This window comes from Streptomyces sp. NPDC014764 (genome assembly GCF_043082785.1).
In the GTDB taxonomy this organism is placed as follows: domain Bacteria; phylum Actinomycetota; class Actinomycetes; order Streptomycetales; family Streptomycetaceae; genus Streptomyces; species Streptomyces althioticus.
In genome coordinates, this window is record NZ_JBIBXY010000028.1 from 17148 (window position 1) to 37020 (window position 19873).

Consider the following 19873-nt stretch of genomic DNA (forward strand, 5'->3'; position numbering starts at 1 on the left):
CCGGACATTGACCGGTCCGCATCACTTCACCAGTCAAAGGATGTGCACATGAAGCTCCGCAAGGTCACCGCCGCCTCGGCCACCGTCTTCGCCCTCGCCCTGACCGCCACCGCGTGCGGCGGCGGCGACGGGGACAACGAGTCCTCGGGCGGCGGCAACGACAAGATCACGATCGGCATCAAGTTCGACCAGCCGGGCCTCGGCCAGAAGACCCCGCAGGGCTACGCGGGCTTCGACGTGGACGTCGCCACCTACGTCGCCAAGAAGCTCGGTTACGAGGAGAACCAGATCGAGTGGAAGGAGGCGAAGAGCGGTGACCGCGAGACGATGCTGCAGCGCGGCGACGTCGACTTCATCGCCGCGACCTACTCGATCACCCCGGAGCGCCAGGAGAAGGTCGACTTCGCCGGCCCCTACCTGCTCGCCCACCAGGACGTGCTGCTCCGCGCCGACGACGACAAGATCAAGTCGCCGGACGACCTGAACAGCGCCAAGCTCTGCTCGGTCACCGGTTCGACCTCGGCGCAGAACGTCAAGGAGAAGCTGGCGCCCAAGGCCCAGCTCCAGCCCTACCCGACGTACTCGGCCTGCCTGCCCGGTCTGCAGAACGGCGCCGTCGACGCGCTGACCACCGACGACTCCATCCTCGCCGGTTATGCCTCGCAGCCGCAGTTCAAGGGCAAGTTCAAGCTCGGCGGCTTCAAGATGACCAACGAGAACTACGGCATCGGCGTCAAGAAGGGCAGCGACCTCAAGGACAAGATCAACAAGGCCCTTGAGGACATGGTCGCCGACAAGTCCTGGGACAAGGCCGTGAAGGACAACTTCGGTCCGGCCAACTACCAGAACGAGCCCGCGCCGAAGATCGGCGAGATCAAGAGCTGAGGCAACGCCTGACGGAGTGCGCCGCCGCGTCACCGCGGCGGCGCACCCGGGTCGGCATCCATACACGCGGAAGCGCGGGAGATCGTGTTCGATTTTCTTGAAGATTACGACCTGCTGGGGGCCTTCTGGACGACGGTGCAGCTCGCTGTGCTCTCCGCCGTCGGCTCCCTGATCTGGGGCACCCTGCTGGCCGCCATGCGCGTCGGTCCGGTGCCGTTGATGCGCGGCTTCGGGACCGCGTACGTGAACATCGTGCGGAACATCCCGCTCACCGTCATCATCCTGTTCACGTCGCTCGGCCTCAACCAGACCCTGGGCATCTCGCTGGGCGCGGACGACTTCGAAACGATCAACTTCCGGCTCGCCGTGCTCGGCCTCGTCGCGTACACGTCGGCCTTCGTCTGCGAGGCGCTGCGCTCCGGCATCAACACGGTGCCGGTCGGCCAGGCCGAAGCCGCCCGGGCACTGGGGCTGAGCTTCAACCAGGTGCTGGGCCTGGTCGTCCTGCCCCAGGCGTTCCGTTCGTCCGTGGGCCCGCTCGCGAACGTCCTCATCGCCCTCATCAAGAACACCACGGTCGCCGCCGCCATCGGCGTGGCCGAAGCGGCGCTGCTGATGAAGGAGATGATCGAGAACGAGGCCCAGCTGCTGCTGATCTCCGGGATCATCGCGTTCGGTTTCGTGGTTCTGACGCTGCCGACCGGCCTGTTCCTCGGCTGGGTGGGCAAGAAGGTGGCGGTGAAGCGATGAGCTCCGTTCTCTACGACGCCCAGGGGCCCCGCGCCAAGCGGCGGAACGTCATCTTCACGGTGGTGTTCCTGCTCGCCCTCGCCGCCCTGCTGTGGTGGGTGTTCGGCACGCTCAACGACAAGGGCCAGCTGGAGTGGGCCCTGTGGGAGCCGTTCTTCACCGGCACCGAGGCCTGGTCCACCTACATCTGGCCCGGGCTCCAGAACACGCTGAAGGCCGCCTTCCTCGCGGTGATCATCGCGATGCCGCTCGGCGCGGTCCTCGGCATCGCCCGCCTCTCGGACCACGCCTGGGTCCGCGTCCCGGCCGGCGTCGTGGTGGAGTTCTTCCGCGCCATCCCCGTGCTGGTCCTGATGATCTTCGGCCTGGCGCTGTTCGCCGAGTACACCGGTGTCAGCTCCGACGACCGTCCGCTGTACGCCGTCGTCACCGGTCTGGTGCTCTACAACGCCTCCGTCCTCGCGGAGATCGTGCGCGCCGGCATCCTGTCCCTGCCGAAGGGCCAGTCCGAGGCCGCGATGGCGATCGGCCTGCGCAAGAACCAGCTGATGCGGCTCGTCCTGCTGCCGCAGGCGGTCACCGCGATGCTCCCGGCCATCGTCAGCCAGCTCGTCGTCATCGTGAAGGACACCGCCCTCGGCGGCGCCGTCCTCACCTTCCCCGAGCTGCTCGCCTCGGCCAACACCATGAGCGGCTACTACGGCGCCAACGTGATCGCCAGCTTCACCGTGGTCGCCGTGCTCTTCATCGCGCTCAACTTCGCCCTCACCTCGTTCGCCTCCTGGCTCGAGGCGCGCCTGCGCCGCAGCAAGCGCAGCACGGGTGCGGTGCTCGGCGCCGACGACGTCGACGACATCAACGCGGCCGAGGTCGGCGGTCCGCACAAGACCGACGGCGTCTGACGCGCGACTCCTTTCGTACATGCCTGTGGCCCGCCGTTCCCGGCGGGCCACAGGCATGTACGTGACCGGCCGTCGTCACCGTGACGGATGAGCGATGTGCCGTGGGCTCATGTGATGAACTGTCACATGCTGGTACCACTCCCGCGGCAGCTCATGATCGCCACCGCCCTTCGGTCACTTGACGCAAGCACCGGCAATGGGTTGCATACGTTCTGTGATCGTGCACCCTGCTCCATCTTCCTGTTCCCTCACGTCCTCCCCGACGTCACACCGAGCAGGGGGCGTCGCGCCGTGGACCCGGTGATCGTCGTCGGAGCGGGGCCCGTCGGGCTCACGCTGGCACTGGCGCTGGCGCGTCAGGACGTACCGTGCGTGGTCCTGGACGAGGGGCCGGGCAAGGACGAACCGCGGCCCGCCCGCACCGTCGTGCTGCGCGAGGACACCGCCGCGCTGATGGAGCGGCTGACCGGTCTGTCCCTCGACCACGCGGGGTTCCGTTGGGCCGGATGGCGGTCGATGCGCCGCAAGCAGGTGACGAACGAGGTCGCCTTCGAGGACGCCGAGGCCGCTCCCCTGCACATCGCGCAGCACGTTCTGACCGGCGCTCTGCGCGCGGCCCTGGAGAACGAACGGCTCGTCAAGATCGCCGTGGACAGCAGGCTGGACACCATGGAGCAGGAACGGTCCGGCGTCACCGCCCACACCCGGGGCGCCTCCGGCACATGGTGGCGCGGCAGTTACCTGGTCGGCTGCGACGGCCCCCGCTCCACCGTGCGCAAGCTCCAGGACATCCGCTTCCCCGGCCGCACCGCGGTGGAACGTCACGCCGTCGCCGCCCTGCGCACCGAACTCCCCTGGCAGGACGAGGCGCTGCTGCACCGCTCCCCGCCGTGGCGCACCTCCGGCCCCTCCGCCGGGGAGATCGTCGCCCGCCCCTTGCCGGACGAGGTGTGGCGACTGGACTGGCTGCTGCCTCCCGGCAAGGACCTGGTCACCCCCGAGATGCTGCTCACCCGCATCCGGGAGACCCTGGCCGGCTGGTTCGGCGGCACGGTGCCCCCGTACGAACTCCTCGACACCGGCGTGCACACCGTCCACCACCGACTGGCCCGGCGCTGGCGGGCCGAGCGCGTCTTCCTCGCCGGGGACGCGGCCCATCTGCTCGGCGCACTGGGCACACACGGGCTGGACGAAGGGCTGCGCGACGCCGACAACCTCGCCTGGAAACTGGCCCTCGCCTGGCACCACGGCCCGCACGAGGCACTGCTCGACAGCTACCAGACCGAGCGCCGCGCCCTCGTCGCCTCCCGGCTGCGCGCCGCCGACCAGGCCCTGCCGCTGCTGCGCGGCGGCGGAGGACTGCGCACCTACGTCCCAGGCTCCTCGCGCAGCCTCGACACGCTTCTGATGGACGGTCACCTCGGGCGCGGAGCGCTGGGCGCGCCCGGCACGTACGCCGGCTCGCCCCTCGCGCCCGGTCGCCTGGAGGGCGAGGCACCGGTCGCCACGGCACCGGGGGCGACCGTCACGGACGTGATCGTCACCGCCGAGGACGGCACCTTCGTCCGGCTCCGGGACCGGCTCGGACGCGGCGCCCTGCTGGTGGTGCTGATCGCGCCGGGCACGGGGGTGTGGGAACGCCGCCACTGGGTGTCCGCCGGGATCATGCCGCGCCTGGCGGCCGCCGTCTCCGCGCTTCCGCACCGCGCGGAGCTCCTGGTCGCCGAGAGTTACCCGGGCGCGGCGGCCCACACGGTCCTGCTCGTCCGTCCCGACGGCCACCTCGTCACGGCCCTGAGCGGCGTCCGCCCGGCGGACATGTACGCGGCAGCGGAAACGGCCCTGGGCGGGCCGGCGACCGGAAGGACATCGGAGGCAGCCGCCGACGCCGAGGCGGGGGCCCGGGAGGACGCGGGGGCGGGGTCACGGTGAGGCGCGGGCGCTGAGCACAGGTTCCCAGGCGGCGCGGCGGGCCCTCCCGAACGCGCCGCCGCACGCCCTGCCCACACTGCGGTGCGACCACCGTCACCCGGCGCACGCGCACCCCATCACGCCCGGCGCGTCCCCCGTCCCCTGGAGCGGACGCCGGAGCGTCCGCTCCACGCGGGCGTCCACATCGTGGCGACCAGTTGAACCTGGTCGCAGCCGCATGCTGTACTCCCGCTCATGACCGACACCCGCGTGCACCTCTGGCGGAGGGTCCACATGGACCTCCTCCGCTACGCGGGCTGCGTGTGTCGCCCGTCCTGTTGATTCGCGACGTTCCCCCTTCCTTCCGCGCGCCCTGACCGTCCGTCCCGGACGACGTCGTCGATGCGCGCGTTCCGCGACTTCACCTTCAGGACGGTGCACATGTCTGTCGCCCCCGCTGCCCCTGCCCATGCGGCCGTCTCCGCGTCCCCGCCGACGCAGGCCGAACTCCTCGACTTCGTACGGAGTGCCGTCGCCGACGCCGAACTGATCGCCTCGCTTCCCCTGGACCCCGAGGGGCGGACCTGGGTCCGGCTCGACGGGCCGGGTGGCAGCGAGGCCTGGCTGATCGGCTGGCCGCCCGGCACCGGCACGGGCTGGCACGACCACGCGGACTCCGTCGGCGCGTTCATGACCGCGTCGGGCGAGCTGAAGGAGAACTCGCTCGCCGTGCGGCTCCCCACCGACGGCTGGACGACCCTCGAACTCACCGAGGGCGTCGACCGCGAGCGGCGCCTGACGACCGGACAGGGCCGCGCCTTCGGGCGCCACCATGTGCACGAGGTGCTGAACGAGTCGACGGACCGGCACGCGATCTCCGTGCACGCCTACTACCCGCCGCTGCCGCGCATCCGCCGCTACAGCCGTACCGGCCATACCCTGCGTCTGGAGCAGGTGGAGCGCCCGGAGGACTGGCAGTGAGCGGGACGGGAGCCGAGGGGCACACCGCCCAGGACGGCGGCCGGCCGCCCGGCATCGACGAGCTGCTGGAGCGCGTCCGCGCCGGATACGCCCGTGTCGAGGCTCAGGAGGCGCACGACGCCTGGCGGTCCGGGGACGCGCTGCTCGTGGACATCCGCTACGCCGCTCTGCGGGCGCGGGACGGGCTGATCCCCGGCGCGCTGGTGGTCGAGCGCAACGAACTGGAGTGGCGGCTGGACCCGCGGGGCAGCCACCGCCTCCCCGAGGCCACCCACCACGACCTGCGCGTGATCGTGGTCTGCAACGAGGGGTACGCCTCCAGCCTGGCCGCGGAGTCGCTCCACCGGCTGGGGCTGCACCGGGCCACCGATCTGGTCGGCGGCTTCCAGGCCTGGCGGGCGGCGGGGCTGCCGGTGACGACGGCAGCCGCGTAGTCGGGGAACGCCTCCAGGGCGCGTCCCGGCGCTCGCTCAGTACCCCTCGTCACCGAGGAACTCGGTGTCCTCGCCCTCCTCCTCCAGCGCCTGGCGGACCACACGCAGGGCGAGGCCCTCCGGGTAGCCCTTACGGGCGAGCATGCCGGCGAGGCGGCGTATCCGCTTGTCCCGGTCGAGCCCGCGCGTCGCGCGCAGCTTACGGGCGACCAGTTCGCGGGCGGTCTCCTCCTCCTGCTCGGAGTCGAGCCGGGAGACGGCCTCGTCGATCAGGGCGGAGTCGACACCCTTGGTGCGCAGCTCCCGGGCGAGTGCGCGCCGGGCCAGCCCTCGGCCGTGGTGCCGGGACTCGACCCAGGCGTCCGCGAAGGCACTGTCGTTGATCAGTCCGACCTCTTCGAACCGGGACAGCACCTCCTCGGCGGCCTCGTCGGGGATCTCCTTCTTGCGGAGGGCGTCGGCGAGCTGCTTCCGCGTGCGCGGGGTCCCGGTGAGCAGCCGCAGGCAGATCGCCCGCGCCCGCTCCACCGGGTCCCCCGGAGGTCCCTCCCGCTCCGCCCTCACCGAGTCGGAGGCGCCTCCGTCCGCCGTGGCCGCCTCGCCGAAGGAACGGCGTCGGCGCCCACGTCCACCGTGCGGCCCGCCGTCACGCGAGCCACCCGTCCGTGCCGTACGACCGCCGCGTCGCCGGCCTCCGCCACCGCCCGCTTCCGGGAGGCCGGGGTCCGCGTCGTCGTACGCCGTGTCACCGCCGACGGCCGGGGCTTCGCCGCCCACGGCGTCCCTCCCCCGTGGGACACCGGGAGCGTCGTACTCGTACTCGGCCCAGTCGGTTCGTCGGGTCACGGGTCAGCTCTTGGCCGCCGCGGCCTTGGACTTGGAGCCCTTGGCCGCCGGGGCCGGCACCGCCGCGGGCTCGGCCGGAGCGGTGGCGTCCGCGCCGGCCTCGGCAGCGGCCTCCTCCGGCCGTACGCCGACGCCCAGCTTCGTGAGGATCTTCTTCTCGATCTCGTTGGCGAGGTCGGGGTTGTCCTTCAGGAAGTTGCGGGCGTTCTCCTTGCCCTGGCCGAGCTGGTCGCCCTCGTACGTGTACCAGGCGCCGGCCTTGCGGACGAAGCCGTGCTCCACGCCCATGTCGATCAGGCCGCCCTCACGGCTGATGCCCTGGCCGTAGAGGATGTCGAACTCGGCCTGCTTGAAGGGCGGCGCGACCTTGTTCTTGACGACCTTGCAGCGGGTGCGGTTGCCGACCGCCTCGGTGCCGTCCTTGAGAGTCTCGATACGGCGGATGTCGATACGCACGGAGGCGTAGAACTTCAGCGCGCGGCCACCGGTCGTGGTCTCCGGCGAGCCGAACATCACGCCGATCTTCTCGCGGAGCTGGTTGATGAAGATCGCGGTGGTCTTGGACTGGTTGAGCGCGCTGGTGATCTTCCGCAGGGCCTGGCTCATCAGACGGGCCTGCAGACCCACGTGGCTGTCGCCCATCTCGCCCTCGATCTCCGCGCGGGGCACGAGCGCCGCCACGGAGTCGATGACGATGAGGTCGAGGGCGCCGGAGCGGACCAGCATGTCCACGATCTCCAGGGCCTGCTCGCCGTTGTCCGGCTGGGACAGGATGAGGTTGTCGATGTCGACGCCGAGCTTCTGCGCGTACTCGGGGTCGAGGGCGTGCTCCGCGTCCACGAACGCGACCTGGCCGCCGGCCTTCTGCGCGTTCGCCACCGCGTGCAGGGTCAGGGTCGTCTTGCCGGAGGACTCCGGTCCGTAGATCTCCACCACACGGCCGCGCGGCAGGCCGCCGACGCCGAGGGCCACGTCGAGCGCGGTCGACCCGGTCGGGATGACCTCGATGGGCTCCTTCGACCGCTCGCCCATGCGCATGACCGCGCCCTTGCCGAATTGCCGTTCAATCTGTGCGAGCGCGGCGTCGAGCGCCTTCTCGCGGTCGGTTCCTGCCATGGGTTCCACCCGATTTGCTTGAGTCGATCGCTTCACGTCAAAGACGCTAACGCCTGCCACTGACAACGCACCCCGACGCACGTCCGGCCTGTGGATAACCCGGGCCCGTACCCGCCCTTACTGGGGCAGAACGCCCGGCGTTGAGCCTCGCCGGCTCCCCCATAAGAATAGATGTTCGATTTTTGTGTCAAGCCGCACCGCCGGGGGATCCGCACCCGCTACGTCAGAAGCCCCGGCCCCTCACGACGTCCCGGCCGTCCCACCCTCGCCGGGCCCGGCCGTCCCTGCCCCCGCCGCCGGCTCGGCCTCGTCGTCCGCCGGGCGCCGCTGGGCCCACAGCCCTCGGGCCCGCCGGCCGAAGGCACCCGTCCCGCCCGGGCCGCGATGCCCGAGCACCCGCGGGTCGTCGGTGACGTCGTACCGCTTCACGTACGCGCCGAGGAACGCCTGGAGCGTGGCCACGGCGGGGATCGCGATCAGGGCGCCGACCGCGCCGAGCAGAGCCGTGCCCGCGATGACCGAGCCGAAGGCGACCGCCGGATGGATGTCGACGGTCCGGGCGGTCAGCTTGGGTTGCAGCACGTAGTTCTCGAACTGCTGGTAGACCACCACGAACACCAGCACCCACACCGCGTACCAGGGCGCGACCGTGAAGGCGATCAGCATGGGCAGCGCGCCCGCCAGATACGTCCCGATGGTGGGGATGAACTGCGAGACCAGACCGACCCACACCGCCAGCACGGGCGCGTAGGGCACGTCGAGGAACTCGAGCAGGACGTAGTGCGCGAGGCCCGAGATGAGGGCCATCAGGCCGCGCGAGTAGAGGTAGCCGCCGGTCTTGTTCACGGCGATCTCCCAGGCGCGCAGCACCTCGGCCTGCCGGGCGGGCGGCAGGACCGAGCAGATGGCGCGGCGCAGCCGGGGCCCGTCGGCGGCGAAGTAGAACGAGAACAGGGCGATGGTGAGCAGCCGGAAGAGCCCTCCGAGCACCTGGGCGGACACGTCCAGCACGCCGGTGGCGCTGTTCTGCACGTAGTTGCGCAGCCAGTCGGACCGCAGCAGGTTCTCCTGGATGTCGACGCGCCGCAGTTCGGTGTGGAAGTGGGCGTTGATCCAGGCGATCACCGAGTCGAGGTACTGCGGGAAGTCCTCGACGATCTTGATGATCTGTTCCGCGAGCATCGAGCCGAGCAGCGTGACGAAACCCGCGCCCACCACCAGGACGCCCACGAAGACGAGGAAGGTGCCGAAACCCCGGCGCACCCCGCGCGCGGCCATCCAGCTCACCGCGGGTTCCACGGCGAGCGCCAGGAAGAACGCGATCAGGACGTTGATCAGCAACCCGGTGAGCTGGTGGAAGGCCCAGCTGCCGAGCTGGAAGACGGCGATCAGCGCGAGCGCGAGCACCATGGCTCGCGGCAGCCATCGCGGCATCCGGGCGCCGGTGCGGAGGGCGGGGTCCACCGGCGGGCCGGCGGGCGGGGGCGTGCCGGGCACGGTCGTGTTCTGGCCCGCGGGCCCGGTCTCGTCGGTGGCTGCCACGGCCCAAGTCTCACCCACGGGCACGACAACTGTCCGCTCCCGTGGGGCTTATGTGACGATCAGCGCAGTTCCCGGGGTACGCCCATGACGGAGCAGACCACCTGCCAGACGTCCTTGGCGTCCCAGCCGGCCGCCAGCGCCTCGTGGACGGTCCGCCCGCCGAGTTCGGACATGACATGGTCGCGCGCGAAGGTGTCGGCGTACCCCGCGCCGAAGTACTCCGACATGCGCTCCCAGAAAACCGTCAACCGCATACCCCCAGTATCCCGCCTGTGGGGGTGGCGCCCTGCCACGGGCCCTGCAGGGCTCCGCCGTGCCCCTACGGTCGTCGTCATGGCCGACATCGCTGCCGTACCGCTCACCCCCGCGTCCCCTCCGCGCGGCACGCTCGCGCGCGCGGAGCACTTCGTGTGGCTCACCGCGCGCGTACTGGAACAGCGCCTGTTCGCCCATCACTTCCGTGACGGTGCCGCGGGGCCGGTGGAGACCGCCCTGGAGGCGTACCGGAACGACGACGGAGGCTACGGTCACGCCCTGGAGCCCGCCCTGCGCGGACCGGCCGGCCTGCCCGCGCACACGGCACGCGCGCTGCACATACTGGACGCCGTGGGGCGCTGCGACGCGCGCCGCGCGGAGGACGTGTGCCGGTATCTGACGTCCGTCTCGACGGCGGAGGGCGCGCTTCCGGCCGTGGGCACGCGTGCGGACGGTGGTGGGGCGGCCCGGCTGCCCGGCTCGCTGTCGGCCACCGCGCCGGTGGTGGGGCTGCTGCACCGCAACGAGGTGTGGCACCCGTGGCTGTTCCGCGCGACCGACTTCTGCCGGCAGGCCGTGGAGTCACTGGAGGCTGCGCGCCCAGGTGACGTGGAGGCGGCGGTGCTCTTCCTGGACCACGCCCCGGACCGCGCCCGCGCCGAGGCCGCCGCCGAGCGGCTGGGCCGCCTGGTGCGCCGGGAACGGCCGGCGGTGGTCGACCCGGACGGCTCCGGTCACGCCCGCGGCCCGTTCCCCCACGACTACGCGCGCACCCCGGACTCCCTGGCGCGGGCGTGGTTCACCGACGCCGAGATGGGGCGGTCCCTGGACGCCCTCGCGGCCGGGCAGCAGGACGACGGAGGCTGGCCCGCTCGTCGGCTCCCGGGCGCCCCGGAGCTCACCCCGGGCGCGCTCCTGGAGAGTCGCGCCATCGCCACGATCGAGGCGTTGCGCACTCTGACCGCGTACGGACGCCTGGTGTGAGCGCACCCGGGCGAAGCACCACGCACCTCCGACCTGACGCAGCCTCCTCGGAGTGCCCGGCAGGGCGCCTCGCCTCACCCGCCCAGCGCCCGCACCCCCGCCGTCACGAGCACGGCCGCGGCCACCACGAGCAGGAACGGTGCGCGCAGCAGGAGCGCCACGGCGGCAGCAGCCAGACCGGCCGCGCGCGCGTCCAGCACCAGGGCGCGGCCGTCCGCGAAGGCCTGCTGGGCCGTGAGGGCGGCGAGCAGGGCGACGGGGAGCAGCGCGGCGAGGCGTCGGACGAGGGGCCGTTCGAGGACGCCCGCGGGCACCAGCAGCCCGGCGAGCTTCACGGCGTAGCAGCCGACGACGGTCAGACCGATCGCGAGCCAGATGTTCATCGTCCCTCCTCCGCGTCACGGCGCGACGCGTTCCTGCGCCCGTGCGCCCACAGGACGACCGGTGCCGCCAGGGCGGCCACCAGGACCGGGACGCCGGCCGGCAGCACGGGCAGCAGGCCGAGTCCCAGCAGCACGGCGAGCGCGGCGACGGCCCGCTCGGTGCCGGTGCGCAGCATGGGGGCGAGCAGCGCCAGGAACACCGCGGGACCGGCCGCGTCCAGACCCCACGCCTTGGTGTCCCCTATGGCGTCCGCGCCCAGCGCGCCGAGCAGCGTGGTGAGGTTCCACAGGACGTAGAGGCTGAGTCCGGTGACCAGGAAGCCGAGGCGGGCGGCGCGCCGGGTGGGCTGGGCTAGCGAGACGGCGGTGGTCTCGTCGATCACCCACTGCGCGGCGAACGGCCGCACCGCGCGGGGCAGCGCCAGCAGCTGCGACAGCCGCAGCCCGTAGAAGGCGTTGCGCACACCGAGGAAGAACGCCCCCGCGGCGGCCGTGACGGCGCCGCCGCCCGCCGCCAGCGCCCCGACCAGGGCGAACTGGGAGGCGCCGGTGAACACCAGCAGACTGAGCACGCAGGTCTGGAGCAGGCTCAGCCCGCTGCCGGCCGAGGTCACACCGAAGGCGAACCCGGAGAGTCCGACGGCGACCCCGACGCCGAGGGCGTCCCGTACCACGGCGCGGTCCGGCTTCCCTCCGCCCTCGAAGGGCGCGCCGCCTCCGGCACCGGCCCGTATGTCCGGGCACTCATGCTCTGCTGTCCGTTCCACTGCCACACCCTGGACGCTACGGAACGGTCCCCGCGCGCGTCTTGTACGTTCTTGCGCTCCCGCTGATAGGCGCCCGGCGGGACGCCGACGATGCGGCTGAAGTGCCGGTTGAGGTGCGGCTGGTCGGTGAACCCCACGGTGACGGCCGCCTCGGACGGTGCCGTCCCCGCGTCCAGCAGCCGCCGGGCGCGCCGTACACGCGCGTCGGTGAGCCAGGTGTGCGGAGGCATGCCGTAGGTGTCGCGGAAGGCGCGCAGCAGGGCGAACGGGCCGGTGCCGAGGTCGGCGGCGAGCTGCTCCAGGGTGGGCGGCGCGGCCATGCGCTCCTCGAGCACGGCACGCGCGCGTGCCGCGGTCCGGGCGCCCGCCGTGCGGACCTCGCGCCGGGGCAGCGTGCCGCCGTTCAGACGCAGCAGCCGGGTCACCGCGACCCGCAGCAGGGTGTCGGCGGCGAGCGCGTTGCCCTCGTCGGTGGCCCGCAGCACCTGGTGGACGAGCCGGACGGTGTACGGGTCGTCGAGGACCGGGGTGACGAAGCCCGGGGTGCCGCGCAGGCTGGTGGTCTCGGCAGCGATCGCGGCCACGACGTCCGGCGACGGGTAGACGGCACCGTACTGCCAGCCCTCGGGGACGCCCGCCCGGCCGGTGTGGGGCGTGTCCGGGTTCACCAGCGCGAGGGCGCCCGCGCCCGCGTACTGGTCGCCGCTCCCGTGGTGGAAGACCTCGACGCCCTCGGCGATGGCGGCGATCACGAAGTGTTCGTGGGTGTGCCGGACGAACGACTTGCGGATGTAGCGGGCACGCAGCAGGTCGACACCGGGCAGTTCCTCGTACCGCCAGTGCCGTGCCCGTTCCCCGCGCGTTTGCGCCATACCGTCATTGTCACGCGGCCCGGCCGGCGCCTCGGACCGCCCCGGTTGTCAGTGACCGGGTGCACGATGGACGCATGGTCAGCGATCCGCGCCGCGCCCTGGACGGCTTCTCCCCCGCGACCCGTGGCTGGTTCACGGGGGCCTTCTCCGCGCCCACGGCCGCCCAGGCCGGGGCCTGGCAGGCCATCGGGGCGGGCTCGGACGTGCTGGTGGTGGCGCCGACCGGTTCCGGCAAGACGCTGGCCGCGTTCCTCGCCGCCTTGGACCAGCTGGCCTCGACGCCCCCGCCGGCCGACCCGAGAAAGCGCTGCCGGGTGCTGTACGTCTCGCCGCTGAAGGCCCTCGCCGTCGACGTCGAGCGAAATCTGCGCAGCCCGCTGACCGGCATCCGCCAGGAGGCCGTGCGCCTCGGCATGCCCGAGCCCGAGGTGAAGGTCGGCATCCGCTCCGGCGACACCCCGCCCGCCGAGCGCCGCGCCCTCGCCACCCGGCCGCCGGACATCCTGATCACCACGCCCGAGTCGCTGTTCCTGATGCTGACGTCCGCCACGCGCGACGCACTCGCCGGCGTGGAGACGGTGATCCTCGACGAGGTGCACGCGGTCGCGGGCACCAAGCGCGGCGCGCACCTGGCGCTGTCCCTGGAGCGGCTGGACGAGCTGCTGCCGAAGCCGGCCCGCCGCATCGGCCTGTCGGCGACGGTGCGCCCCGTGGACGAGGTGGCCCGCTTCCTGTCCCCGCGCCGCAGGACGGAGATCGTGCAGCCGGAGTCGGGCAAGGAGTTCGACCTGTCCGTGGTGGTGCCGGTCGAGGACCTCGGCGAGCTGGGCGGCTCACCCGTCTCGGAGAGTTCGGAGGGGGCGGAGAAGCCCTCCATCTGGCCGCACGTCGAGGAGCGGATCGCCGACCTGGTGCAGAGCCACCGCTCGACCATCGTGTTCGCCAACTCCCGCCGCCTCGCCGAGCGGCTGTGCAACCGGCTCAACGAGATCGCCTACGAGCGCGCCACCGGCGAGCCCCTGGACGAGCACCACTCCCCCGCCGAGCTGATGGGCGGCTCCGGGTCCGCCCAGGGCGCGCCCGCGGTCATCGCGCGGGCGCATCACGGCTCGGTGTCCAAGGAGCAGCGCGCCCAGGTGGAGGAGGACCTGAAGGCGGGCCGGCTGCCCGCGGTGGTCGCCACCTCCAGCCTGGAGCTGGGCATCGACATGGGTGCCGTCGACCTGGTCGTGCAGGTCGAGTCGCCGCCGTCGGTCGCCTCCGGCCTCCAGCGCGTGGGCCGCGCGGGCCACCAGGTGGGTGCGGTGTCCACGGGCGTGGTGTTCCCGAAGTACCGGGGCGACCTGGTGCAGGCCGCCGTCGTCACCGAGCGGATGCGCACGGGCGAGATCGAGGCCCTGCGCGTCCCGTCGAATCCGCTGGACGTCCTGGCGCAGCAGGTCGTGGCGATGACGGCGATGGACACCTGGCAGTTCGACGACCTGCTGGCAGCGGTGCGCCGGGCGGCCCCCTTCGCCTCGCTGCCCGAGTCCGCGTTCACGTCCGTGCTGGACATGCTCGCCGGCCGGTACCCGTCGGACGCCTTCGCGGAGCTGCGTCCGCGCGTGGTGTGGGACCGGGTCACGGGCGAGATCACCGGCCGTCCGGGAGCCCAGCGCCTGGCCGTGACGTCGGGCGGCACGATCCCGGACCGTGGCCTGTTCGGCGTGTTCCTGGCGGGCGCCGATCCGAAGAAGGGCGGGGGCCGGGTCGGCGAGCTGGACGAGGAGATGGTCTACGAGTCGCGCGTGGGTGACGTCTTCACGCTCGGCACCAGCTCGTGGCGCATCGAGGACATCACCCGCGACCGCGTCCTGGTCTCCCCCGCGCCGGGCGTGCCGGGACGGCTGCCGTTCTGGAAGGGCGACCAGCTGGGCCGCCCGCTGGAGCTGGGCCGCGCGCTGGGCGCTTTCCTGCGCGAGGTGGGCTCGCTGGCCGACGAGGACGCCCGGCTGCGGCTGCTGGCCGCGGGCCTGGACGCCTGGGCCGCGGACAACGTGCTGTCGTACCTGAGGGAGCAGCGCGAGGCCTGCGGGCACATCCCGGACGACCGCACGATCGTCGTGGAGCGGTTCCGCGACGAGCTGGGCGACTGGCGGGTGGTCGTGCACTCCCCGTTCGGCGCCCAGGTGCACGCCCCGTGGGCGCTCGCGCTCGGCGCCCGCCTGTCCGAGCGGTACGGCATGGACGCCCAGGTGATGCACGCCGACGACGGCATCGTGCTGCGCCTGCCGGACGCCGACCTGATGGGCCTGGACCTGCTCGACCAGGAGCCGGCGAAGGCCGGCGCCGAGTACGACGCGGACCAGGCCCCCGTGGGCGCCGCCGACGTCGTCTTCGACAAGGGCGAGGTCGACCAGGTCGTCACCGACCAGGTCGGCGGCTCGGCCCTGTTCGCCTCCCGGTTCCGTGAGTGCGCCGCCCGCGCGCTGCTGCTGCCGCGCCGCAACCCCGGCCGGCGCACACCGTTGTGGCAGCAGCGTCAGCGCGCCTCCCAGCTGCTCCAGGTCGCCGGCGAGTTCGGGTCGTTCCCGATCGTCCTGGAGGCGGTCCGCGAGTGCCTCCAGGACGTTTTCGACGTCCCCGGCCTGGTCGAGCTGATGGGCGACCTGGAGTCCCGGAAGGTGCGGCTGGTGGAGGTCACCACCCCGGAGCCGTCCCCGTTCGCCCGCTCCCTGCTGTTCGGGTACGTCGCCCAGTTCCTGTACGAGGGCGACTCCCCGCTCGCCGAGCGCCGTGCGGCCGCCCTGTCGCTGGACTCGCGGCTGCTCGCGGAGCTGCTCGGCCAGGCGGAGCTGCGGGAGTTGCTGGACGCCGAGGTGCTCACGGAGCTGGAGCGCGAGCTTCAGTGGCTCACCGAGGACCGGCGCGCGAAGGACGCGGAGAGCGTCGCCGACCTGTTGCGACTGCTCGGTCCGCTGACCGAGGCCGAGCTTGCCGAGCGGGGCGCCGAGCCGCAGTGGGCGCGGGAGCTGGCCTCCGCGCGGCGCGCGATCCGGGTGCGCATCGCGGGCGAGGACCACTGGGCAGCAGTCGAGGACGCGGGCCGGCTGCGGGACGCGTTGGGCACGGCGCTGCCCGTCGGCGTGCCCGAGGCGTTCACGGAGCCCGTGAAGGATCCCCTGGGTGACCTCCTCGCGCGGTACGCGCGCACGCACGGCCCGTTCACGTCGGCGACGGCGGCGGCCCGCTTCGGGCTGGGCGTAGCGGTCACCGAGGGTGCCTTGCAACGTCTGGTGGCGGCCGGCCGGGTCGTGCAGGGCGAGTTCCATCCGGCCGGGATCGGTCAGGAGTGGTGCGACGCGGCGGTGCTGCGCCGGCTGCGCCGCCGTTCCCTGGCCGCGCTGCGGCACGAGCTGGAGCCGGTGCCGCCCGCCGCGCTGGCCCAGTTCCTCCCCCAGTGGCAGCACATGGGCAAGGGCCACTCCCTGCGGGGCGTCGACGGACTGCTGCGGGCCGTCGAGCAGCTGCAGGGCGCGTCCGTGCCCGCCTCCGCCCTGGAGAAGCTGGTCCTGCCGTCCCGGATGGCGAACTACGCCCCGGCCATGCTCGACGAGCTGACCGCGTCCGGCGAGGTGATCTGGGCGGGCGCGGGTTCCCTGCCGGGCAAGGACGGCTGGGTCTCGCTGTACCTGGCGGACGCGGCTCCCCTGCTGCTGCCTCCCCCGCATCCGCTGGAGACGACCGCGCTGCACGAGTCGGTGCTGGCCGCCCTGTCCGGCGGTTACGGTCTGTTCTTCCGTCAGATCTCCGATCAGGTCCGGGCCACGACGCACCCCGAGGCGAGCGACGTGCAGCTGGCCGACGCCCTGTGGGACCTCGCCTGGTCCGGGCGGCTCACGAACGACACGCTGAACCCGCTGCGCGCCCTGCTCGGCTCCGGCCGCACCGCCGGGTCCACGGCCCACCGTGCCAAGCGCGCGGTGCCGCGCGGACGCTACGGCTCCCTCACGGCGGCGGCCCGCAGCGCCTCCCGCACGGGCCCGCCCACGGTCGCCGGCCGCTGGTCGCTGCTGCCCGACCGGGAGGGCGACACCACGGTCCGCGCCCACGCCCTGGCCCGCACCCTGCTGGACCGGCACGGTGTGGTGACCCGGGGCGCCGTCGCGGCGGAGGGCGTCGAGGGCGGCTTCTCGGCGGTGTACCGGGTGCTGTCCGCCTTCGAGGAGACCGGGCAGGCCCGGCGTGGCTACGTGGTGGAGGGCCTCGGCGCCGCCCAGTTCGCGATGGACGGCGCCGTGGACCGCCTGCGCGCGGCGGCCAACGCCCGGGAGCGCGGCGAGGGGCACACCGTCCCGGAGGCACCCGCTCCGGTCGGCGGACGGTCCGACCCGTACGGGCTCGGGCACGGCCAGGACGACACGTCGTACCTGCCCTCGCGGCCCGGTGAGTACGTCTCGCCGCGCGACCTCGCCGCGGAGGGCTCGCAGCCCTGGCAGAACGGCGGAGGACCTTCGTACGACCCGTTCGCCGGGCGCCGTAGGGGGCCGGACCGCGGCTCCGGGGCCGTCGTGCTGGCCGCCGCCGACCCGGCCAACGCCTACGGGGCGGCCCTGGGCTGGCCGGAGCCGCCGGAGGGCGCGAGCCACAAACCGGGCCGCAAGGCGGGTTCTCTGGTGGTGCTGGTGGACGGTGAGCTGGCGCTCTACATGGAGCGGGGCGGCAAGACCGTGCTGGCCTGGCCCGCCGATCCCGGCGCCGACCCGGCCGACGACCCGAGGCTGCCGGTGGCCGCCGAGGCGCTCGCGAGCGCGGCCCGCGCGGGCTCCCTCGGCACGGTCACCGTGGAGCGCGTCAACGGCACCCCGGCCCTGACGTCCCCGCTCGGTGCCCTCCTGGAGACCGCGGGTTTCGTGGCCACGCCGAGGGGACTGCGGCTGCGCGCCTGACCGTGTACGGGCCGGTCGTGTCACTCTTGACGCATGCCCGAAGGAGACACGGTCTGGCAGGCCGCGCGACGGCTGCACGACGCCCTCGCGGGCAGAGTCCTGGTCCGCAGCGATCTGCGCGTGCCCCGCTTCGCGACGTCCGACCTCACCGGACGCTCGGTGCTGGACGTCACGGCGCGCGGCAAGCACCTGCTGACCCGGATCGAGGGCGGTCTGACCCTTCACTCGCATCTGCGGATGGACGGCTCGTGGCGGATCTTCGCGCCCGGGCAGCGCTGGAACGGCGGCCCGGAGCACCAGATCCGCGCCGTCCTCGCCAACGCCGGACGCACGGCCGTCGGCTACCGGCTCCCCGTGCTGGAGCTGATCCGCACCGAGGACGAGGAGGACCGCGCGGTCGGCCACCTCGGCCCCGACCTGCTGGGCCCCGACTGGGACGCCGACCTCGCTCTCGCGAACCTGAACAAGGACCCCGACCGGGAACTCGGCGAGGCCCTGCTGGACCAGCGGAACCTCGCGGGCATCGGCAACGTGTTCAAGAGCGAGCTGTGCTTCCTGCTCAACGTCACGCCCTGGCTTCCCGTCGGCGAGCTGCCCGCCGACCGGATGGCAAGCCTCCCCGAGCTGGCCAGGAAGCTGCTGGAGTTCAACCGCGACCGCCCGATCCGCAACACCACGGGCCGACGCGGCCAGGACCTCTACGTGTACGGCCGCGCCCGCCGCCCCTGCCTGCGCTGCGGCACACCGGTCCGGGTGGCCGAGCAGGGCGACGCCTCACGTGAACGCCCCACGTACTGGTGCCCCGTCTGCCAGCCGGGACCGGCCCCCGGTCCCGCGGCGCGAGCCCGCCGGGGCTCCGCCCGCCGGTAGCCGGCGCAACCGCCCCGGGGCCCCGCCCGGTAGCAGGCACAGCCGCCCCGCCGGTAGCCGGCACAGCCCGAGGGCGTCAATCCGCCCCGGGCTCACGAGCGGCGCGCCAGGCCCGCCGCCAGCGTCCGGCGGCGAGCGCCCCGCCCGCCCGCGCCTTGGGAAGACAGTGCACAGGAAGCACGCTCAGTCCCCATCCGCCGGCCGCCACCGCACCCTCCAGGGCGCCGGCGTCCGGCGAGAGCAGCAGCCGCGCCGCCGCCCACCACCACAGGGCGGTGAACGCCGTGCAGGCGGCCCAGCGGTACACCACGGGCCCGTTCCTCCACGCAAGGCCTGGGCCCCGCGGCCGGGTCACCCGTTCGCGGCCTGGAACATCCAATGGTGCTTCTCGAGGTCCGCGGTGATGGTGATGAAGATGTCCTGGGTCACCGGGTCGGGCTCCTCGGTCGCGGCGATCCGCTCCCGCATACGGGCGATGACCGCGCCCAGCGCGTCCACCAGCGTGCTCACCGCGGCCGCGTCGTCGACCCAGCCCTCGGGCGTGACGCCGATGCCGCTGCCGACGGCCACGGTCGCGGCCCGCCCGTCGGGCGAGACGCCCAGCGCCGCGGCGCGCTCGGCCACCGTGTCGGAGTGACCGCGTGCGGTGGTCACGACCTCGTCGAGCTGGAGATGGACGGAGCGGAAGCGCGGTCCGACCACGTTCCAGTGGATCTGCTTGGCCACCAGGGAGAGGTCGATGAGATCGACCAGGGCGCCCTGCAATGCCTCAGAAACGGTCTTCAGGTTCTCGTCGGACAACGGGCTCTTCACGACGTACATCCGCACCTCCGTGGCTGTTCCCCCGCCTCCGTCTCCACGATGACGGTCCGCCGCCACGGCGGCAAACGCAGCCCGCCCCGCTCCCCCGCGCCTCTCCGGGCATGCGAAAACCCCGGCGGCACTCCTCCGGAAGCTTCCGGAGGAGCCCTCACCGGGGCGTCTCACACCTTCATCGGACCGCGCGGGCGCCGGTACACCGTGCTCAGGCGGCGACGACGTCCACCGCCTCGGCGGGCGCCTTGATGGTCACCCGTTCCGGTGGCACACCGGTCACCGACACGGAACCCAGCATCGGACGAACCGGCGTGGGTACGGGCTCGCTGGGGGTCGCTGCAGCAGACTGGGCCAGCTCGGCGAGAGCGAGTTCGTCGCTCACCTCCCGCATGAGCTCGGACATCCGTACGTCCAACGCGTCGCAGATCGCGGAGAGCAGCTCGGAGGAAGCCTCCTTCTGCCCCCGCTCCACCTCGGAGAGATAGCCGAGCGAAACTCGGGCGGACGAGGAGACTTCGCGCAGAGTACGGCCCTGGCGCTGGCGCTGCCGACGCAGCACGTCACCCAGCAGGCGACGGAGCAGAATCATCGGTGGCTCCCTCCTCGGACCGCGTAGCCGCATCCTTCTCGC

Annotated in this window: 20 protein-coding genes; 10 read left to right on the forward strand and 10 right to left on the reverse strand. The window is 72.9% G+C overall.

Annotated elements, in window-relative coordinates:
* The first annotated feature begins 48 nt into the window (after positions 1-48).
* The 7 genes from ACF1AG_RS33470 (at position 49) to ACF1AG_RS33500 (ending at position 5863) form a co-directional block, all read left to right on the forward strand.
* Positions 49-885 (forward strand): glutamate ABC transporter substrate-binding protein, encoded by an 837-nt coding sequence (locus tag ACF1AG_RS33470; protein ID WP_359607398.1) that lies wholly within the window; start codon positions 49-51, stop codon positions 883-885.
* 84 nt (positions 886-969) lie between these two features.
* Complete coding sequence (locus tag ACF1AG_RS33475; protein ID WP_033277021.1) at positions 970-1635, forward strand: amino acid ABC transporter permease; 666 nt, start codon at positions 970-972, stop codon at positions 1633-1635.
* The gene (locus tag ACF1AG_RS33480; protein ID WP_359602806.1) at positions 1632-2537 is read left to right on the forward strand and encodes an amino acid ABC transporter permease; all 906 of its coding nucleotides are present in this window, start codon (positions 1632-1634) and stop codon (positions 2535-2537) included. The genes ACF1AG_RS33475 and ACF1AG_RS33480 overlap by 4 nt, the downstream gene beginning before the upstream one ends.
* A 291-nt stretch (positions 2538-2828) precedes the next feature.
* Positions 2829-4469: an FAD-dependent monooxygenase gene (locus ACF1AG_RS33485; RefSeq protein ID WP_391810943.1), complete on the forward strand. Its 1641-nt coding sequence runs from the start codon at positions 2829-2831 to the stop codon at positions 4467-4469.
* Positions 4470-4703: 234 nt separating this feature from the next.
* Positions 4704-4790, forward strand: coding sequence for a putative leader peptide (locus ACF1AG_RS33490; protein WP_323807142.1), 87 nt, complete (start codon positions 4704-4706; stop codon positions 4788-4790).
* Between the two features lie 99 nt (positions 4791-4889).
* Positions 4890-5429, forward strand: coding sequence for a cysteine dioxygenase (locus ACF1AG_RS33495; protein ID WP_391810944.1), 540 nt, complete (start codon positions 4890-4892; stop codon positions 5427-5429).
* Complete coding sequence (locus ACF1AG_RS33500) at positions 5426-5863, forward strand: rhodanese-like domain-containing protein (RefSeq protein ID WP_391810945.1); 438 nt, start codon at positions 5426-5428, stop codon at positions 5861-5863. The genes ACF1AG_RS33495 and ACF1AG_RS33500 overlap by 4 nt, the downstream gene beginning before the upstream one ends.
* Before the next feature lie 36 nt (positions 5864-5899).
* On the opposite strand, the gene recX is transcribed toward ACF1AG_RS33500, so the two are convergent.
* From recX to ACF1AG_RS33520, 4 genes are all read right to left on the reverse strand, one after another.
* A complete protein-coding gene (recX, locus tag ACF1AG_RS33505; protein WP_391810946.1) occupies positions 5900-6709 on the reverse strand; it encodes a recombination regulator RecX in 810 nt (269 codons plus the stop codon).
* A 3-nt stretch (positions 6710-6712) separates the two neighbouring features.
* On the reverse strand, positions 6713-7825 hold the full coding sequence (gene recA / locus ACF1AG_RS33510) for a recombinase RecA (protein WP_359602797.1): 1113 nt from the start codon (positions 7823-7825) through the stop codon (positions 6713-6715).
* A gap of 240 nt (positions 7826-8065) precedes the next feature.
* Positions 8066-9367, reverse strand: a complete 1302-nt coding sequence (locus ACF1AG_RS33515; RefSeq protein WP_391810947.1) for an AI-2E family transporter — start codon at positions 9365-9367, stop codon at positions 8066-8068.
* A gap of 59 nt (positions 9368-9426) precedes the next feature.
* Entirely contained in the window at positions 9427-9621 is a 195-nt protein-coding gene (locus ACF1AG_RS33520; protein ID WP_359602794.1) for a DUF3046 domain-containing protein, read from the reverse strand.
* 79 nt (positions 9622-9700) lie between these two features.
* On the opposite strand from ACF1AG_RS33520, the gene ACF1AG_RS33525 reads away from it, so the two are divergent.
* Positions 9701-10606: a hypothetical protein gene (locus ACF1AG_RS33525; RefSeq protein ID WP_391810948.1), complete on the forward strand. Its 906-nt coding sequence runs from the start codon at positions 9701-9703 to the stop codon at positions 10604-10606.
* 74 nt (positions 10607-10680) lie between these two features.
* Here ACF1AG_RS33525 and ACF1AG_RS33530 read toward each other — a convergent pair whose 3' ends face one another.
* From ACF1AG_RS33530 to ACF1AG_RS33540, 3 genes are read right to left on the reverse strand one after another with little or no spacing between them, the layout of a single operon-like run.
* Positions 10681-10989 carry an AzlD domain-containing protein gene (locus tag ACF1AG_RS33530; protein ID WP_006130040.1) on the reverse strand — a complete coding sequence of 103 codons (309 nt, stop codon included), beginning with the start codon at positions 10987-10989 and terminating at the stop codon, positions 10681-10683.
* Positions 10986-11663, reverse strand: coding sequence for an AzlC family ABC transporter permease (locus ACF1AG_RS33535; protein WP_359602792.1), 678 nt, complete (start codon positions 11661-11663; stop codon positions 10986-10988). Before ACF1AG_RS33535 ends, ACF1AG_RS33530 begins: the two co-directional genes overlap by 4 nt.
* On the reverse strand, positions 11600-12628 hold the full coding sequence (locus tag ACF1AG_RS33540; protein WP_391810949.1) for an AraC family transcriptional regulator: 1029 nt from the start codon (positions 12626-12628) through the stop codon (positions 11600-11602). Before ACF1AG_RS33540 ends, ACF1AG_RS33535 begins: the two co-directional genes overlap by 64 nt.
* A 74-nt stretch (positions 12629-12702) precedes the next feature.
* On the opposite strand from ACF1AG_RS33540, the gene ACF1AG_RS33545 reads away from it, so the two are divergent.
* Positions 12703-17556 carry an ATP-dependent helicase gene (locus ACF1AG_RS33545; RefSeq protein ID WP_391810950.1) on the forward strand — a complete coding sequence of 1618 codons (4854 nt, stop codon included), beginning with the start codon at positions 12703-12705 and terminating at the stop codon, positions 17554-17556.
* 33 nt (positions 17557-17589) lie between these two features.
* Positions 17590-18426 carry a DNA-formamidopyrimidine glycosylase family protein gene (locus tag ACF1AG_RS33550; protein ID WP_359602786.1) on the forward strand — a complete coding sequence of 279 codons (837 nt, stop codon included), beginning with the start codon at positions 17590-17592 and terminating at the stop codon, positions 18424-18426.
* A gap of 76 nt (positions 18427-18502) precedes the next feature.
* Here ACF1AG_RS33550 and ACF1AG_RS33555 read toward each other — a convergent pair whose 3' ends face one another.
* The 3 genes from ACF1AG_RS33555 to ACF1AG_RS33565 form a co-directional block, all read right to left on the reverse strand.
* Positions 18503-18733, reverse strand: a complete 231-nt coding sequence (locus ACF1AG_RS33555) for a hypothetical protein (protein ID WP_359746231.1) — start codon at positions 18731-18733, stop codon at positions 18503-18505.
* A 44-nt stretch (positions 18734-18777) separates the two neighbouring features.
* On the reverse strand, positions 18778-19248 hold the full coding sequence (locus ACF1AG_RS33560) for a DNA starvation/stationary phase protection protein (RefSeq protein ID WP_359602784.1): 471 nt from the start codon (positions 19246-19248) through the stop codon (positions 18778-18780).
* A 202-nt stretch (positions 19249-19450) separates the two neighbouring features.
* Positions 19451-19831 carry a helix-turn-helix domain-containing protein gene (locus ACF1AG_RS33565; protein ID WP_003993396.1) on the reverse strand — a complete coding sequence of 127 codons (381 nt, stop codon included), beginning with the start codon at positions 19829-19831 and terminating at the stop codon, positions 19451-19453.
* Positions 19832-19873: the final 42 nt, after the last annotated feature.